The sequence below is a fragment of the Candidatus Dormiibacterota bacterium genome, assembly GCA_036495095.1.
Lineage (GTDB): Bacteria > Chloroflexota > Dormibacteria > Aeolococcales > Aeolococcaceae > CF-96.
In genome coordinates, this window is sequence record DASXNK010000133.1 from 21,123 (window position 1) to 38,210 (window position 17,088).

The window sequence follows — 17,088 nt, forward strand, 5'->3', positions numbered from 1 at the left end:
GCCGGGGCGGCTTCGGCCATATCATCGGGGGATGGCAGCCCCGGCTCTGCGCGTGCTGGCGATGGGGGCGGCGGCGGCGGGAGTCGCGGCCGCGTCGCTGCGTGCGCTGGCGCGCCCGCTGGCGGTGGAGGATCGGCGCCTCCTCGACTGGGAGGAGGTGCGGCGCATCGCCCACAGCCGCTCCGGCCCGCGCCGGGCCGACGCCTCCTATTCCGAGCGCGGGCGCGAGTACGACGCCATGGCCGCCGAGCTGGCCCCGCTGATGGCGGAGGTCACCGGCACCCCGGTGGCGGGGTTCCCGCCCTTCACCGTGCTCGACCGCCACGGCTTCATCGACCGCAACCTGGTCATCACCCAGCGCCTCTTCACCCCGATCGAGCGGCTTCGCGGCCAGATCCCCGACTCGCGGGCGACCGCCCTCGGCCGGGGGGTGCTCAGCCGCTACGTCGGCGAGCTCTTCGGCTTCCTGAGCCGCCGCGTCCTCGGCCAGTACGACCCGGTGCTGATGCTCGCGCCGGTCGCCGGCGACGCCTCCGCCCCCGGCGAGCCGGAGCCGGCGGCGCTCTTCCTGGTCGAGCCCAACGTCCGCGGGTTCGAGGAGCGGCACGACGTGCCCCCGGCCAACCTCCGCCGCTGGCTGGTGCTCCACGAGCTCACCCACGCCTGGCAGTTCGAGGCCCATCCCTGGCTGCGCGACCACATCGGCGAGCTGATGAGCGCGATGCTGATGAGCGAGCTGGCCGGCGACCCCGCCGCCCCGCGGCTGCCCTCGACCCCGGCGATGCTCCGCAGCCTGCCCACGGTGGTGCGCCGCCAGCTCGGCGCCGTGGGCAGCATCCAGGCGGTGATGAGCGTCTGCGAGGGCTACAGCAACTTCGTCATGCACCAGGTGGGCAGCCGCCACCTCGCCGACTTCGACCGCCTCGAGCAGGCGTTCCACGAGCGGGCCCAGCAGCGCAGCCTGGTGGAGCGGCTGGTTCTGGCCGTCACCGGCATGAACATGAAGCTCCGGCAGTACGAGGTGGGCGAGCGCTTCGCCGAGGCGGTCACCGCCGAGGGCGGCCTGGCGCTGCTCAACCGGGTCTGGGACGGCCCCGAGCAGATGCCCAGCCTCGCCGAGCTGCGCGAGCCGCAGCGCTGGGTGGACCGGATCAGGAACTCTCCTATACTCGCGGGGTGATCTCGCCAGGCCTCTCCGTGGCGGAGCGGCTCACCGCCGCCGGGCAGCGGCTCACCGCCCAGCGGGTCATCGTCGCCGACGCCCTGCTCCGCTCCAGGCGCACGGTGACCGCGCAGGAGCTCTTCGAGCGGCTGCGCCGGCGCCACCCCCTCCTGGGACGAGCGACGGTCTTCCGCACCCTCGACCTGCTCGTCGACGCGGGCCTGGCCCAGCGGTTCGACCGCGCCGGGCACGCCTGCGCCTACGTCGCCTGCGAGCCCACCCACCACCACCACCTGGTCTGCCGCCGCTGCGGCGCCTCCACCGACATCGACGACGAGGAGGTGGCGGTGCTGGTGGAGGCGGTCCGCACCCGCCACGGCTTCGCCCTCGACCACGATGCCCTCGACTTCCACGGCCTCTGCGGCCGCTGCGAGCCGGCGGTCGGGGGCGGCGGTTGACGCCCGCGTCAACATTCCCCATGCTGGGGGGGTGAGCACACGTCACTACGCCATCCCCGTGGAGCTGACCCGCTGGCAGGTCGAGGGCCAGCAGACCGTCGTCTTCAACTGGGAGTACGACGAGGGTCGCGACCGCATGCTGGGCCTGTACGAGAAGGGCAAGGCCAAGCAGTGGAACGCGTCGGACCGGCTCGACTGGTCGCACCAGCCCGACCCCGAGAACCCGCTCGGGGCCCACGACGAGAACATCAGCATCTACGGCTCGCCGCTCTGGGAGAAGCTCGGTCCCGAGCGCCGCACCGAGATCCGCCGCCACCTCGCCGCCTGGTCCTACTCGCAGTTCATGCACGGCGAGCAGGGGGCGCTGATCTGCGCCGCGAAGATCGTCCAGACGGTGCCGGACATCGACTCCAAGTTCTACGCGGCCACCCAGGTGATGGACGAGGCGCGGCACGTCGAGACCTACTCCCGGTACCTCCAGGAGAAGCTCGGCCTCGCCTATCCCATCAACCCGCCGCTGCGCTCGCTGCTCGACAACGTGATCACCGACTCACGCTGGGACGTCACCTACCTGGGCATGCAGGTGCTCATCGAGGGGCTGGCGCTGGCCGCCTTCTCGATGCAGCGCGACCACACCGATGACCCGCTCGCCCGCGCCATCAACGCCTACGTCATGCAGGACGAGGCGCGTCATGTCGCCTTCGGCCGGATCGCGCTGCGCGAGTTCTATCCGCAGCTCACCGACGCGGAGCGTGCCGACCGCGAGGAGTTCGCGATCGAGGCCTGCTACCACATGCGCGACCGCTTCCTCGCCGAGGAGCTGTGGGAGAACCTCGGCTTCCGGCGCGAGGAGTTCCTCGAGTCGGTGACCACCTCACGGCGCACCCGCGAGTTCCGCTCGGCGCTCTTCAGCCGCATCGTCCCCACCCTGAAGGACATCGGCCTCTTCGGGCCCAGGGTGCGGGAGGCCTTCGTCGACATGGGGGTGATGCACCTCGCCGACCTCGACGCCGAGGCGATGAGCGACCGCGACGAGCGGGTCGCCGAGGAGATGGAGCGGGTCGACCGCGAGCGCCGCGCCCGCGAGGTGATGACCGCCGTCGAGGCCGGCGCCGCCGGCTAGCCCCCGGACACCGACGGCGGGTCGCCGTCGGGAGGCGTCGCCGAGCAGCACGCCTGATCCTATCTGCGATGATCGGGCGCTGCGGTCACCGGTCGGGAGGCGGGTTCCATGGACTACGACGAGGCCCTCGGTGTCTTCTTCGCGACCCGCCCCGAGGACACCCCGGTGCCCGAGGCGGTGAGCGAGGGCGGTCCGGCGCGGCGGCTGCGGGACGCGGTCGAGCCCATCGCCATGCACCCGGTGTGGTCGCGGCTGGTCAACGAGCGCCTCGCCGGTCTCGGCCTCGACTTCCTCACCGGCTACGTGGCCGGCCGGGGCGGCCCCCTCGGCGACACCGCGCCGGCGGTGGTGGCCGCCGCCTTCGCCTGGTTCGACCCGCCGCTGGTGGAGAGCCTCTGGACCGCGGCCCGCGAGGCGGCGCCGCTGGCCGACGTCCTCCACGAGCGCACCCAGGCGATCGGCGAGAGCCTCGGCGAGCTGCTCGGCGAGGATGGCGTCGACGAGGTGGCGGAGACCCTGCGCGAGGCGGTCCGTGGCGCCGACGCCACCGGGCGCCCGCTGTTCGCCGCGCTCCGCGCCCAGCCCTGGCCGGACCTCCCCGCGGCCCGCCTCCAGCGCGCCTGCGACCTGGTCCGCGAGCACCGCAGCGACAGCCACGTCGCCGCCGCGCTCGGCTCCGGCCGCGGCCCGGTGGAGATGAACATCCTCACCGAGCTGTGGCTGGGGATGCGGCTGGGCGAGTACACCGCCACCCGCGGCTTCGCCGAGCCGGTGATCGAGGCCGCCGCCGAGCGGCTCCGCGCCGAGGGCCTGCTCCAGGGAGCCGAGCTCACCGAGCGGGGCCGCGCCGCCCGCGCCGAGATCGAGCGCCGCACCGACGCGATGGAGCAGGGCGTCGTCGACGCGCTCGGCGACCAGCTCGACTGGCTGGTGGCGCGCCTCGACCGCTGGTCGAGCGCGTGCATCGGCGGTGGGTCGTTCCCTCCCGACCCGCTGAAGCGCGCCGCCGGCTGAGCCGCCCGGGCGGGTGATGCGGCGGCCGCGGTGACCGACCCCGACATCGAGGCCGGCCGGGCGGTGCTCGGGCACCTCGCCGTCCGCGACTTCCCGACCCGCTCGCCGCTCTACGCCGCGATCGCCCGCGAGGCGCTGGCCGACGACGAGGTCCTGGGGCTCACCGCCGGGGTGCCGTGGCACGAGCTGGGGCCGATGCGCCTGCTGGCGGCGGTGCGCCACCTGCTCATCGCCGCGCCGGAGGAGCCGCTCGCCGCCTTCCACGCCGACCTGACCGACGATCCCCGCCCCCCGGAGGAGGCGTATCCCGTCTTCCGCGAGTTCGTGCTGCGCCACCGCGACGAGCTCACCACCCTGGTGCGGACCCGCGCCATCCAGACCAACGAGGTGCTCCGCTGCGCCTGCTCGATGCCGGCCGTGGCCCTCGCCCGGGCCGCGCTCGGCGCCGACCTCGGCCTGGTCGACGTCGGCTCGAGCGCCGGGCTCGGCCAGCTCCTCGACCGGTACGCCTACGACTACGGCGCGGCGGGCACGGCCGGGCCGGCCGGGGCGCCGGTGCGGTTGCGCTGCGAGGCCCGCGGGGAGCGGCCGGTGCCGCTGGCGGGGGCGCCCCCGGCGATCGCCCACCGGGTGGGGCTCGACCGCGCCCCGGTCGACGTGGGCGACCCCGACGCCCGTCGCTGGCTGCGCGCCTCGACCTGGCCGGATCAGGGCGGCCGGGTCGAGCTGCTCGCCGCCGCCCTCGAGGCGGCCCGCGCCGATCCGCCGCGGATCGTCGCCGGCGACGCCGTCGACGACCTCGCCGCGCTGCTCGCCGAGGTGCCGCCCGCGCTCGGGGTCTGCGTCACCACCTCGGTGATGCTCGGCTACCTCGGCGACCGGCGCACCGACTTCACCGACGCCCTCGAGGAGGCGGGCCGCCGCCGCCCGATCGCGTGGGTGGCCTTCGACCTCACCCACGTGATGGACCGGCTCGACGCCGCTCCCGCCTGGGTGACGGACGGCATCGAGGCGGGCGGTGTCGACTGCGCGCTGGTCCGCCTCAGCATGCTGACCGCCGCCGGCCGCGAGGACCGCTGGCTGGCGCGCGGCGCCTACCACGGCGAGTGGATCGAGTGGATGGAGCCGCAGCCCGGCTGACCGGCCCTCCGGAGAGGGTCAGATCTTGTCGAGGATCACGCGGCGGCGGCGCTGGAAGTCCTCGTCGGTCAGCTCGCCGCGGTCGCGGAGGTCGGCCAGGCGGCCGATCTCTCCGAGCAGGTCGACGAGCGGGGTGTCCATCCGGGTGCCCGACCACTGGCCGGTGACGTCGACGTACTCGGGCGGACGGCTGTCCCAGGACTTCAGGTAGAAGACCGCCTTGAGGCTGTGGTACGGGATGCCGAGCAGCTCGATCTCGTCGCCGGCCGGGCTCACCAGCTCGACGGTGACGCCGTACTTGTTGCGCTGCGGGCTGTCGGCGATGAGGCCCTTGACGACCTCGCCGTCGAGGAAGCGCACCGCCACCTTCTGCATGTTCTCGATCGCCATCGGCGGGTCGAGGGGACGCCGGCCGAGGGTGAGACACTTCACCGAGGGAAGCGGGATGAGCGCGCGACGGTTGTTGGTACCCGGGTCGCTGACGGTCAGCTCGAAGTCGGGATGGTCGAGGTCGAGCCGGTCGACCGCCCCCTCGAGGATCTCGTCGTCGGCGAACCGGACAAGGACATGTCCGGTCGGTCCCGCGGTGCCGGCACCCCAAGCGTCCGCTGTCATCATCCCTATCCTACCCAACCCTCGAACGTGGCGGGATCACGCCGTAACGCGACGCTGTCGGCGAACCGATCGCCGGGACCTCCCTTACCCAGTAGGACGCTGCCCCAGCCCGAAACTTGCAGAACTGCGACCGTCACTGATCGGTGACAGGAAGCGGCTCGGGCCCCTGCTATTAATGGATCCGCACCCGCCTCGGCCGCCGAGGACCAGGGTGGGACGTGTGCAACTGAGGGAGGGGTCTCGAGGTGGTCTCGGTTTCCCCGGAGTCTACGATGGCGACAGAGGTCGCGGAGATTGACGATCTGGCGCTGATCCGGATGTACCGGGACGGCGATGCCAGTGCGTTCGATCGGATCTTCACCCGGTACAACCAGCGGATCCGCGCCCTCTGCGCGCGGTACGTCGGCGACGGCCAGCTGGCCGAGGACCTGGTGCAGGAGACCTTCTACAACGTGCTGAAGACGCTGAACCGCGTCGACGACACCTTCCACTTCTCCGCCTGGATCTACCGCATCGCGGTCAACCTCTGCCACGACGAGCTGCGCCGCCGCGACAAGGTGCAGCACCACGTCGAGCCCGGTGGTGACGACGTCGAGGAGGCGGTGATGCGTCTCGTCGACCACGATCGCGAGCGCAGCCCCGAGTCCGCGCTGGAGATCACCAACATGCGCCGGGTGGTGTGGGAGGTCGCCAAGCAGCTTCCCGAGCGCCAGCGCATGGTGCTCACCCTGCGCGAGCTGCAGGGCCTCTCCTACGCCTCCATCGCCCACGTCATGGGCATCAGCCAGTCGGCCGTCGAAACCCTCCTCCACCGCGCCCGGCGCCGCTTCAAGGAGCTGTACCTCAAGCAGGAGGGGTCGCAGGAGGCCACCGGCGACTGCGCCACGGTGACGCACATCCTCGAGCACATCGGGCGGCGCAACCTCCGCCAGGACCAGAAGCGGATGCTCGTCAACCACCTCGAGGCCTGCAAGGACTGCCGGGCCCGATTCCCGGCGCGCTCCGCCACCGCCGCCACCGGCTGACCCAGCTCCGCAGGCCACCGCCACCGAGATAGCCTCTGCGGTGCATGAGAGTGGTCTGCGCGCCCAACGCCTACAAGGGCGCGCTCGACGCCCGCGCCGCCGCCGCCGCGCTCGCCCGCGGGGTCGCATCCGCGGGCGCAGACCCGGTCGAGCTGCCCGTCGCCGACGGTGGAGACGGCACCCTCGACGTCCTCCTCGGCGCCGCCGGAGCGGCCGCCCGGGTCGAGGTGCGCCGGGTCAGCGGTCCGCTGGGCGACCCCGTCGAGGCCCGGCTCGGCTGGCTGGACGCCGGCACCGCGGTGGTCGAGCTCGCCGAGGCCTCCGGCCTGCGCCTGCTCGGCGGCCGTCTCGACGCGCTGCGGGCGACGTCGCGCGGCACCGGCGAGCTCATCGCCGCCGCCCTCGACGCCGGCGCCTCCCGCATCGTGGTCGGCATCGGCGGCAGCGCCTGCACCGACGGCGGCGCCGGCCTGGCCGCCGCACTCGGGGTGCGCCTCGTGGACGATGCCGGGGCCGGGCTGGGCGACGGCGGCGGCGCGCTCGCCGGCCTCGCCGCCGTCGACCTGCGCGGCCGCCACCCCGGTCTCCGCCGCTGCCGCCTCGAGGTGGCCGTCGACGTGGCCAGCCCGCTGCTCGGCCCCGGCGGCGCCGCGGCGGTGTTCGGGCCGCAGAAGGGCGCGGACGCGACGGCGATCGCGGCGCTCGAGGCCGGGCTGGGCCGGCTCGCCGAGGTGGCCGGGCGCGACGCCGGGGCCGACCCCGGGCTCGCCGCCCGCCCCGGGGCCGGCTCGGCGGGAGGCTGCGGGTACGGCCTCGCCGCCCTCTGCGGCGCGGTGCTGCTGCCCGGCGCAGCGCTGGTCTGCGACAGCGTCGGCCTCGACGCCGCGCTCGGCGGCGCCGGCCTCGTGCTCACCGGCGAGGGCCGGCTCGACGCCTCCACCGCCGCGGGCAAGGCGCCGGCGGAGGTGGCCCGGCGGGCGCGCCGCGCGGGGGTGGCCTGCGTGGCCATCGCCGGCGCGGTCGGTGACGGGGTGCCGCCGCTCTTCGACCGCGTGGTCGAGCTCGGACCCGGACTCCCCGTGGCCGAGCGCATCGCCGGCGCCGCCCGGCTGCTCGAGGAGGCGGCGGCCGCGGTGGCGCGGTCTCAGTAGACCGCGGTCAGCCAGTCGCGGTACTTGGGGTTGCGGCCCTTGCAGACCGCGAAGTAGTCGGTCTGGATCCGCGACGTCAGCGGGCCGGGCTCGCCGTCGCCGATGCGGCGGCGGTCGATCTCGATGACCGGCGAGACCTGGGCGCCGGTGCCGCAGAGGAAGACCTCGTCGGCGACGTAGAGCTCGCTGCGGTCGATGCTGCGCTGCACCACCTCCAGCCCCATCTCCTCGGTGGCGAGGTGGATCAGGGTCGCGCGGGTGATCCCCTCCAGGATGTTGTCCGACTCCGGCGGGGTGATCAGGGTGCCGTTGCGGACGATGAAGATGTTCTCGGCGCTGCCCTCGCAGACATGCCCCTCGTGGGTGAGCATGATCGCCTCGTCGAAGCCGTTCTGCATCGCCTCGGTCTTGGCCAGCGCGCTGTTGACGTAGATGCCGGTGCATTTCGACCGCGCCGGGGCGACGTTGTCGTCGATCCGCCGCCAGGACGACACCATGCAACGGATGCCGGCGTCGATGTCGACGTAGGCGCCGAAGGGGGCGGTGAAGACGAGGAAGCCGTCCTTCAGCCCGTGGAGGCGGACGCCGATCTCCTCCGAGGACTTGTACACCAGCGGGCGGATGTAGACGTCCTGCCGCCAGCCGTTGCGGCGGAGCAGCTCGGAGGTGATCGCGCACAGCTCCTCGGTGCTCAGGGGCAGGTCCATGAGCAGGATCTTCGAGCTGTCGCGCAGCCGCTCGAAGTGCTCGGACATGCGGAAGGCGAAGAGCTGCTGCTGCTCCTCCACCCAGTAGGCGCGGATGCCCTCGAAGCAGCCGGTGCCGTAGTGGAGCGCGTGGGTCATCAGCCCCAACCGCGAGTCGGCGTAGCGGCGGATCTCCCCGTCGTAGAAGACCCAGCTCTCGTCCCGCGAGGGGACGGTGTGGGGCACGGTGGGCGCGCTCTGGGTCATCGGCGGTCTCCGTTCGATCGGGGCTCGGGCGCAGCTCTAGGGTAGCGGAGGGACGGCTCCGGCCAGCCCGCCGCGACCGGGCCGTGGCAGTGCGGACTCAGTTCGGCGGGCCGAGGGTCAGGCCGCCGCGGGCGAAGCGCACCACCGCCGGGCCGCCGAGGCCGTCGTCGGCCCAGGCCAGCCCGGCGAGGCCGTCGGGTCCCACCGCGACCTGGAAGAAGTCGCCGAGCTCGCGCCCGCTCCGGCATCCCAGCCCCTGCTGGCAGATGCCCCTGGCGTGCACCACCCGGTCGCTCACCGTGAACAGCCGGTAGGCGGGCGCGGCGGCGGCGCCGCTCAGCGTCTCCGCGGCGTACACCTGCCAGCTGGCGTCGGGCGCGTCGGGGCCGGTCACCCGGGAGCCCAGCCAGCTGACCACCACGCCGCCGTCTCCCCCCGCCGCCACCCAGGGAAAGACCACCGCGCCGATCCCCGGGTCGACCCGCACCGGTCCCCGCCAGGTCACCCCCCGGTCGCTGCTGGAGAGCACCAGCACGTGGGCGTTGTCGGAGACGGCGACGTAGAGGGCGCCGGTGGCGTCGAGCGCCGCCGCCGGGAACACCGACGCATAGCCGGACGCGGCGGGGCCGGTGAGCACGGTGTGCTGCACCCAGCTGCCGCCGCCGTCGGTGGAGGTGGCCATCCGGACCACGTTCTGGCCGGCGCCGGGGCCGCCGTTGAGCCCCAGGGAGGCGTCGGCGCTGGTGGTGTACACCTGATGGAGAACCCCCGGGTGGCGGCGGTCGGCGAGCAGGTCGCCGAGCTGGTTGTTGCCCACCGCCGCGTCGGCGGGCGAGAGCACCGGGGTCATCGGGGTGTAGGCGAGCCCGGCCTGGGGGCCGGCGGCCGAGCGCACGATGTCGATGTTGCCGGTGAGGATGTCATGGAAGGACAGATAGAAGGAGTGCCCGTCGGTGGCGAGCCAGGGACGGTCGTCGCCCACCACCGGGCTGCCCAGCGGCTGGGAGACGAAGGTGCGCCCACCGTCGGTCGACCGCCCTACCGTCAGCGAGCCCAGCCAGAGGCTGGTGTAGGCGACGGTGCCGTCGTCGGCGATCGCGAGGTCCATGTCGCCGCCGCCGAGGCCGGCGCAGCAGGGGGCGGGCACGGCGCTGTCGGGCGAGCCGAGGTAGGCGGCGGGGCCGCCGCCGGCGCCCAGCCGCCAGAGGTCGACACCCTTGGGGAATCCGCGGATCGCCCCGACGTAGGCGGTGCCGTCGCGGGCGACGCGCAGCGAGGGCTCGGTGTTCGCCCCCTTGAAGGCGGGGTTGACCAGCGTGGTGGTGGTGAACCCGGGCTCGGCGGCGGCGCCGCCACCGCCCACCCGCAGCGAGGCGACCACGGCCACGGCGAGCAGACCGGTGACTGCTCGCCGGACGCCACGCCTGCGGTCCATCGCGCCCTCCTGCGGCCATCCGCCCGGCCGGTTGTGGGAACCGTGATTAACGCACAGCCGGGCGCCGAGGACCCGCTCCGAGGTGGTCCCGTGCCGCGACCGGACCGAGACGGAGGTCGCGGAGCCCTCTGATACACTCGCTCGTCAGCACGTCCTTGGGCGATCGGCACAGGTTCAGGCCCACCTGTCCGTTCTCATTCACAGGGAATGTCACGTTCTGGCGTTCCCAACGATCCGGGCAGTCCGTACACACCGGGGAAGACGCACCATGACCGACGTCATCAGAGCGCGCGGCACCTCACTGCCGGCAGCGAAGTCGATCCGCTGGAACCCCAGTCCCGAGGAGCTGCGCGAGCTGACGGCGTCGATGGCCAACGCCCGCTCGACCGCGTTCGGCAACTACAACGTCGGCACCAGGGTCGTTGCCCGGAGCAAGGCGAGCACCTACGTGGTCACCGACCACCCCGAGAAGCACTCCGACCAGACCATCCCCCGGGCCGAGGGCGAGCGCATCGCCGCGATGCAGGACGCGTACATCGCCGGCCAGGACATGCTGGTGATCGACGGCTACATCGGCAACGACCCCGACCACCGAGTCGCCGCCCGCCTGTACATCGAGGCGGCCAACGCCAACATCGCGGGGATGCAGCAGGCGCTGTACTTCAGCGCCGAGGACGCCGGCCCCGACTTCCAGCCCCGGCTGACGGTCATCTACACGCCCAACCTCCAGGCCCCCGGCTATCCCAGCGACCGGGTGATCGCCGTCGACCTCGACGCCGGGGTGACCCGGGTGCTCAACTCCGACTACTTCGGCGAGTCGAAGAAGGGCGGCCTGCGGATGTGGAACGCGCTCACCTACGAGCGCGGAGGCCTGGCGATGCACGCCGGCTGCAAGGTGGTCCCGACCGCGCGCGGCGAGCAGTCGATGCTCATCGTCGGGCTCAGCGGCACCGGCAAGACCACCACCACCTTCACCCGCCAGAACAACAGCCAGCCGGTGCAGGACGACTTCGTCGCCCTCTACCCGGGCGGCCGCATCGTCAGCTCCGAGAACGGCTGCTTCGCCAAGACCTTCGCGCTCGACCCCAGCGACGAACCCGCCATCCACGGCGCGGTCACCAGGCGCGAGGCCTACCTGGAGAACGTCTCGCAGAACGACCGCGGCGAGTGCGACTTCTTCGACAGCTCGTACACCCAGAACGGCCGCGCCGTCTTCCGCATGGACGCCCTGGGGATCGCCCGCGACGCCCGCGAGATCACCCGGGTCAACCAGCTGCTGATCCTCAACCGCAACGACAACCTCATCCCGGCGGTGGCCCGGCTGAATCGCGAGCAGGCGGCGGCCTACTTCATGCTCGGCGAGACCCGCGGCACCAGCGCCGGCGGCAAGGAGGAGGCGGGCAGGGCGCTGCGCGTGCCCGGCACCAACCCCTTCTTCCCGCTGCTCCACGCGAACCAGGGCAACCGCTTCCTCGAGCTGCTCGACGACAGCGGCTTCGAGGTCTTCCTGCTCAACACCGGCCGGATCGGCGGCGAGGACGGCGACGAGCGGGGCAAGAAGGTGACCATCCCCTTCTCGAGCGCGGTGGTGAAGGCCATCGCCGAGGGCACGATCACCTGGGAGCGCGACCCCGACTTCGGCTACGAGGTGGCCTCGGCGCTGCCCGGCATCGACGACCTGGAGATCCTCCAGCCGCGCCGGCTCTACGAGCGCCAGGGGCGGATGGACGAGTACAGCGCCATCGTCGAGCGGCTGCGCAGCGAGCGCCGCAGCTACCTGGCCAGGTTCGACGGGCTGAGGTCGGAGATCGTCAACGCCGTCTCCTGACCCTGCCCCGGCCACGACCGGGCACACTTCCCGGTCGTGAGTGAGCTGCGCGCGCAGGTCGACGCCGTCTTCGACGGGGCCGTCGACCTGCGCCGGGCCCTCCACGCCGAGCCCGAGCTGGGCGGCGAGGAGGTGGGCACCACCGCGATCGTCCGCGAGCGGCTGCTCGGGCTCGGGCTCGAGGAGCTGCCCTGCCCCACCACCACCGGGGCGGTGTTCCGCCTCGAGGGCGGCCGGCCGGGGAGGACGGTGCTGCTCCGCGCCGACATCGACGCCCTCCCCGTCGAGGAGGAGACCGGCCTCCCCTTCCGCTCGCGGGTGCCCGGGGTGATGCACGCCTGCGGCCACGACGGCCACGCCGCCGCCCTGCTCGGCGCCGCCGAGGTGCTGGCCCGGCGCGCCCCCGGCCTGGCCGGCCGGGTGGTGCTGCTCTTCCAGCCCGCCGAGGAGACCGGCGAGGGGGCCCGCGCGATGCTCGACGGCGGGGTGCTGACCGGCCTCGGGGTCGAGCGGGTGGCCGGCCTCCACCTCTCCTCGAACCTCCCCACCGGCCTGGTGATGGCCCGGCCCGGGATCGCCATGGCCACCTTCCAGCGGTTCACCATCCGGCTGCGCGGCACCGGCGGCCACGCTGCCCTCGCCGCCGGCGACGGCAACGTGGTGCTCGCCGCCGCCGAGCTGGCCCGCCGCCTGCCCGGCCTCCTCGACGGCCTCGAGCTCGCCGAGACCCCCTGCGTCTGCGGCACCGGGGTGCTTCGCGCCGGGACGGTGCACAACGTCGTCCCCCGCGACGCCGAGATCGGCGGCTCGCTGCGGACGTTCACCGAGGAGCAGCATCCCGAGGCGGTGGCCCGGCTGCAGGCGGTCTGTGCGACGGTGGCTTCCGACTTCGGGGTTCGGGCGGAGGTGGAGCTGCCCCGGCCCGTGCCCGCGGTGGTGAACGACCCGGCCGCCACCGCGGTGACCGTGTCCGCGCTGGGTGCGGTCCTGGGGGGGTCGTCCGTGCTGGAGGCGCCGCCGATGACCCCCAGCGACGACGTCAGCGAGTTCCTGCTCCGCGCCCCCGGCTGCTACTTCTTCGTCGGGTCGCGGCCGGGGCCACGGGTGCCGCCGCAGCACCACGCCCCGGACTTCGACCTCGACGAGCAGGCGCTGCGGGTGGCGATGCTCTCGCTGGTGGCGGCGGCGGAGGCGCTCGCGGAGGGGTAGCGCCAGAGGCTAGGCGGGGCCCGCCACCTCCCGCCGGCCCCGGGTGCCGGTGAGCGGCGCGGTGGCCACCGGCATCCCCAGGTCGGCGAGCATCGCCAGGTCGACCTCGGCGCTCCGCCCGAGCGTGGTCAGGTAGTTGCCGACGATCAGGCCGTTCGCCCCGGCGAGCATCCCGTAGGCCTGCAGGTCGCGGAGCACCACCTCACGGCCGCCGGCGTAGCGCAGCACCGCCGACGGGTTGACGCAGCGGTAGACGGCGACGCAGCGGAGCGCGTCCAGGGGGCGGAGCAGCCCGGCATCGCCGAGCGGGGTGCCGGGGCGGGGGTTGAGGAAGTTGCAGGGGATCTCCCGGGCACCGAGCTCCTGGAGGACGAAGGCGAGGTCGAGCCGGTCCTCCCAGGTCTCGCCCATGCCGAAGATGCCGCCGCTGCACAGCTCCATCCCCGCGTCGATGACCGCCCGGCAGGTGCGCAGCCGGTCCTCGAAGGTGTGGGTGGTGCAGATCGTCGGGAAGAAGCGCGGGCCCGCCTCGAGGTTGTGGTTGTAGCGGTGGATCCCCGCCTCGGCGAGCCGCTCGGCCTGGCCGGGCCTGAGGATGCCGAGCGAGGCCGCGACCTCGATGTCCACCTCGGCGGCGATCGCCCGGGCGGCGTCGATCACCGAGCGCATCATCCGCTCGTCGGGGCCGCGCACCGCCACCACGATGCAGAACTCGGTGCCGCCGAGCTCGCGGGTGCGGCGGGCGAGGTCGACGAGCCGGTCGGTGGGCAGCATCGGCTCTCGCGCCACCTCGGTGGTGTAGCGCGCCGACTGCGAGCAGAAGGTGCAGTCCTCGGGGCACCCCCCCGTCTTGGCGCTGATGATCGACTCCACCTCGACCGCCGGCCCCATCCAGGCGAGGCGCACCCGGTGGGCGAGGGCGATCAGCTCGGGGAGGTCGCCGTCGTCGAGGGCGGCGAGCTGATCGGCGAGCGGCCTGTCGACGGGCTCACCGGCCTCGAGGAGGCGCTCGGCGGCGGCGCGGAGCGGTGCGGGCGCATGGAGCATGGGCCGGCTGAGGATACCGGTCACGGTACCGTGGTCGTCGTGAACGCCCCAACCGGGCGGCGGAGAGGGGGGTCGCGCCTCGGCGGCATCGCCCTCGACCTCACTCCGCTGCGCGTCTCCCGCGACTTCCGGCTGCTCTGGTCCGGCCAGCTGGTGTCGACCATGGGCCGGCAGATCACCGCCGTGGCGGTGCCCTACCAGGTCTACCAGCTCACCGGCTCGACCCTCGCCGTCGGGCTGCTCGGGCTGGTCCAGGTGGTGCCGCTGATCGTCTTCTCGCTGATCGGCGGCGCCGTCGCCGATGCCATGGACCGCCGCCGGCTGCTGCTGGTCTCGAACTCGCTGCTGGCGCTCTGCTCACTCCTCTACGTCGCCGGGGCGGTGCACGGCCACCCGCCCCTCGCCGCCCTCTACGCGGTCGGCGGGGTCGCCGCCGGGCTGAGCGCCTTCGACCAGCCGGCGCGCTCGGCGACGGTGCCCAACCTGGTGCCCCGGGACCAGCTGGCCGCGGCGGTCGCGCTGATGTTCGGCCTCTTCCAGGCGGCGTTGATCGTCGGGCCGGCGGTCGGCGGGCTGATCATCGGCCGCTGGGGGCTCGGCGCCGCCTATCTCGTCGACGTCCTCAGCTTCGGGGCGGCGATCACCGCGGTGGCGCTGATCGGCCCTCAGCCTCCCGGGCAGGAGCACCGTGAGCCGCCGCTGCGGGCGATCCGCAGCGGGCTCGCCTTCGCCCGGCGCCAGCCGGTCGTCCTCGCCGGCTTCGCCATCGACCTCGACGCGATGATCTTCGGGATGCCCCGGGCGCTCTTTCCCGCGCTCGCCGCCACCGCCTTCCACACCGGTCCCTCCGGGCTCGGCCTCCTCTACGCCGCCCCCGGGGTGGGCGCGGTCGCCGCCATCCTCGTCACCGGCTGGCTCGGGCGGGTGCGGCGCCTCGGCCGGGTGGTGATCGGCGCGGTGGCGATCTGGGGGCTGGCGATCGCCGGCTTCGGGTTGGTGGGCTCGCTCCCGGTCGCCCTGGCTCTGCTCGCCGCCGCCGGCGGCGCCGACAGCATCAGCGCGGTGTGCCGCTCGACGATGCTCCAGACCCTCACCCCCGACCACCTCCGGGGCAGGATGTCCGCGACCTACTCCATGGTGGTGATGGGCGGCCCCTACGCCGGCGACGTCGAGGCCGGGGCGGTGGCCGCCGCCTGGGGTCCTCGGATCTCGGTGGTCTCCGGCGGCCTCCTCTGCCTGGTCGGCGCCGGGCTCGTGGCGGCCACCCTCCCCGCCCTGTACCGCTACAGTGCGGATCCGGCGGTGGCGGCCACCGCCGCGGCCATCGAGGGCGCCTGACCACTCGCCCGAACGTGGCAAACGCCCGTTAACCCCCGCCCGGGCGGGCGCCACGTGTATCGTGCACCTACCGCGCGCGCGGACTACCAAGCGGAGCCGCGACGAACCCGGTCTCGAGTCTGGAGGTCCTTCCCTTGGCGCTGAACAGGTCGGTGGAGATCACCCCACTCGGCGAGATGCCGGCCCTCGGCGTCGTCCCCGAACGCATGCTCGCGCAGGCGATCCGCCCGGAGCGCTTCGGCGAGCCGGCCCAGGCCTTCCAGTGCGAGGAGATCGCCACCCCGCGCGCCCGGAAGGGCGAGGTCCTGGTCTACGTGATGGCCGCCGGGGTGAACTACAACAACGTCTGGGCCGCCCTGGGCCGACCCGTCGACGTGATCAAGGCGCGCAACCGCGCCGGGGAGCCCGAGCCGTTCCACATCGGCGGCAGCGACGCATCCGGCATCGTCTGGGAGGTCGGCGAGGGGGTCGAGAACGTCAAGGTGGGCGACGAGGTGGTCATCCACTGCGGCGTCTGGGACGTCAACGACCCCTGGATCACGGCGGGCGGCGACCCCATCACCGCCCCCAGCAACCGGATCTGGGGCTACGAGACCAACTGGGGCTCGTTCGCCCAGTTCACCCGGGTGCAGGCCCACCAGGTCCTCCCCAAGCCGCCGCACCTCCCCTGGTCCGCCGCCGCCGCGTACATGCTCGTGGGCGCCACCGCCTACCGCATGCTCGCCGGCTGGTCGCCCCACACCGTCCGCGAGGGCGACGTGGTGCTGGTCTGGGGCGCCTCCGGCGGCCTCGGCTGCCAGGCGGTGCAGATCGTCACGGCGATGGGCGGCATCCCGGTCGCGGTCACCTCGAAGCATCATCGCGGCGACTGGGTCAAGGAGCTCGGTGCCGCCGGCTACATCGATCGCGGCGACTTCGACCACTGGGGGCCGATGCCCGACTGGCGCGACGACGCCGCCTACGCCGAGTGGCTGGGCGGGGCCAGGGCCTTCGGCAAGGCGATCTGGGACGTCATCGGCGAGCGCCGCAACCCCCGCATCGTCTTCGAGCATCCCGGCGAGAGCACCATCCCCACCTCGATCTTCGTCTGCGACAACGCCGGCATGGTGGTGATCTGCGCCGGCACCACCGGCTACGAGGCCACCGTCGACCTCCGCTACCTGTGGATGCGCCAGAAGCGCCTCCAGGGCTCGCACTTCTCGAACGACGAGCAGGCGGCGGCGCTCAACCGGCTGGTCTGGGACGGCAAGGTCGACCCCTGCCTCTCCATGACCCTCAGCTTCGACGAGGTCGGCAAGGCCCACCAGCTGATGTACGAGAACCGCCATCCGCGGGGGAACATGGCCATCCTGGTGGGCGCGAAGACCCCCGAGCAGAAGGACCTCGGCTAGCCGCCCCGGACGTCGCCGAGCAGCGGCGACCTGCTCACCCCGCCACCACCGTCACGGCCAGCGGCGAGACCCGGCTGAGCCGGATCCCCTCCACCCCGGCGAGCTCGAGCGCGGGCGCGTCCTCGGCGAGGGCGGCGGCGACCGCCTGGACCAGCTCCCGGGGGGGCAGCACGGCGAGCTCGACGCGGCGGCCGTCGGC

The 17,088-nt window shown here is 73.6% G+C and carries 15 protein-coding genes; 11 read left to right on the plus strand and 4 right to left on the minus strand.

Features of this window, described 5'->3' with window-relative positions; all coding sequences use genetic code 11:
- Window positions 1-31 precede the first annotated feature (31 nt).
- From VGL20_13955 to VGL20_13975, 5 genes are all read left to right on the plus strand, one after another.
- Entirely contained in the window at window positions 32-1,180 is a 1,149-nt protein-coding gene (locus VGL20_13955; GenBank protein HEY2704784.1) for a zinc-dependent metalloprotease, read from the plus strand.
- Window positions 1,177-1,620 (plus strand): Fur family transcriptional regulator, encoded by a 444-nt coding sequence (locus VGL20_13960; GenBank protein ID HEY2704785.1) that lies wholly within the window; start codon window positions 1,177-1,179, stop codon window positions 1,618-1,620. Before VGL20_13955 ends, VGL20_13960 begins: the two co-directional genes overlap by 4 nt.
- A gap of 31 nt (window positions 1,621-1,651) precedes the next feature.
- The gene (locus tag VGL20_13965; GenBank protein ID HEY2704786.1) at window positions 1,652-2,743 is read left to right on the plus strand and encodes a ferritin-like domain-containing protein; all 1,092 of its coding nucleotides are present in this window, start codon (window positions 1,652-1,654) and stop codon (window positions 2,741-2,743) included.
- 108 nt (window positions 2,744-2,851) lie between these two features.
- Entirely contained in the window at window positions 2,852-3,757 is a 906-nt protein-coding gene (locus VGL20_13970; GenBank protein HEY2704787.1) for a hypothetical protein, read from the plus strand.
- A gap of 30 nt (window positions 3,758-3,787) precedes the next feature.
- Window positions 3,788-4,897: a DUF2332 domain-containing protein gene (locus VGL20_13975; protein HEY2704788.1), complete on the plus strand. Its 1,110-nt coding sequence runs from the start codon at window positions 3,788-3,790 to the stop codon at window positions 4,895-4,897.
- An 18-nt stretch (window positions 4,898-4,915) separates the two neighbouring features.
- Here the strand turns inward: VGL20_13975 and VGL20_13980 are convergent, their stop codons facing one another.
- On the minus strand, window positions 4,916-5,512 hold the full coding sequence (locus VGL20_13980; GenBank protein HEY2704789.1) for an SHOCT domain-containing protein: 597 nt from the start codon (window positions 5,510-5,512) through the stop codon (window positions 4,916-4,918).
- A 272-nt stretch (window positions 5,513-5,784) separates the two neighbouring features.
- Between VGL20_13980 and VGL20_13985 the strand changes: the two genes are divergently transcribed.
- The gene (locus VGL20_13985) at window positions 5,785-6,537 is read left to right on the plus strand and encodes a sigma-70 family RNA polymerase sigma factor (GenBank protein HEY2704790.1); all 753 of its coding nucleotides are present in this window, start codon (window positions 5,785-5,787) and stop codon (window positions 6,535-6,537) included.
- Window positions 6,538-6,581: 44 nt separating this feature from the next.
- The gene (locus VGL20_13990) at window positions 6,582-7,688 is read left to right on the plus strand and encodes a glycerate kinase (protein ID HEY2704791.1); all 1,107 of its coding nucleotides are present in this window, start codon (window positions 6,582-6,584) and stop codon (window positions 7,686-7,688) included.
- Here the strand turns inward: VGL20_13990 and VGL20_13995 are convergent.
- On the minus strand, window positions 7,682-8,641 hold the full coding sequence (locus VGL20_13995) for a branched-chain amino acid transaminase (GenBank protein HEY2704792.1): 960 nt from the start codon (window positions 8,639-8,641) through the stop codon (window positions 7,682-7,684). The two genes, VGL20_13990 and VGL20_13995, sit on opposite strands and share 7 nt — an antisense overlap.
- 97 nt (window positions 8,642-8,738) lie before the next feature.
- Window positions 8,739-10,076, minus strand: coding sequence for a sialidase family protein (locus VGL20_14000; protein HEY2704793.1), 1,338 nt, complete (start codon window positions 10,074-10,076; stop codon window positions 8,739-8,741).
- Between the two features lie 268 nt (window positions 10,077-10,344).
- Between VGL20_14000 and VGL20_14005 the strand changes: the two genes are divergently transcribed.
- Both VGL20_14005 and VGL20_14010 read left to right on the plus strand, forming a co-directional pair.
- Complete coding sequence (locus tag VGL20_14005; protein HEY2704794.1) at window positions 10,345-11,904, plus strand: phosphoenolpyruvate carboxykinase; 1,560 nt, start codon at window positions 10,345-10,347, stop codon at window positions 11,902-11,904.
- A 36-nt stretch (window positions 11,905-11,940) separates the two neighbouring features.
- Window positions 11,941-13,113 (plus strand): M20 family metallopeptidase, encoded by a 1,173-nt coding sequence (locus tag VGL20_14010; GenBank protein ID HEY2704795.1) that lies wholly within the window; start codon window positions 11,941-11,943, stop codon window positions 13,111-13,113.
- A gap of 9 nt (window positions 13,114-13,122) precedes the next feature.
- On the opposite strand, the gene bioB is transcribed toward VGL20_14010, so the two are convergent.
- Complete coding sequence (bioB, locus tag VGL20_14015; GenBank protein ID HEY2704796.1) at window positions 13,123-14,160, minus strand: biotin synthase BioB; 1,038 nt, start codon at window positions 14,158-14,160, stop codon at window positions 13,123-13,125.
- 39 nt (window positions 14,161-14,199) lie between these two features.
- Here bioB and VGL20_14020 point away from each other — a divergent pair, with 39 nt between their 5' ends.
- Window positions 14,200-15,498, plus strand: a complete 1,299-nt coding sequence (locus tag VGL20_14020; GenBank protein HEY2704797.1) for an MFS transporter — start codon at window positions 14,200-14,202, stop codon at window positions 15,496-15,498.
- Between the two features lie 176 nt (window positions 15,499-15,674).
- Window positions 15,675-16,889 carry a crotonyl-CoA carboxylase/reductase gene (gene ccrA / locus VGL20_14025; GenBank protein ID HEY2704798.1) on the plus strand — a complete coding sequence of 405 codons (1,215 nt, stop codon included), beginning with the start codon at window positions 15,675-15,677 and terminating at the stop codon, window positions 16,887-16,889.
- The last annotated feature ends 199 nt before the right edge of the window (window positions 16,890-17,088 follow it).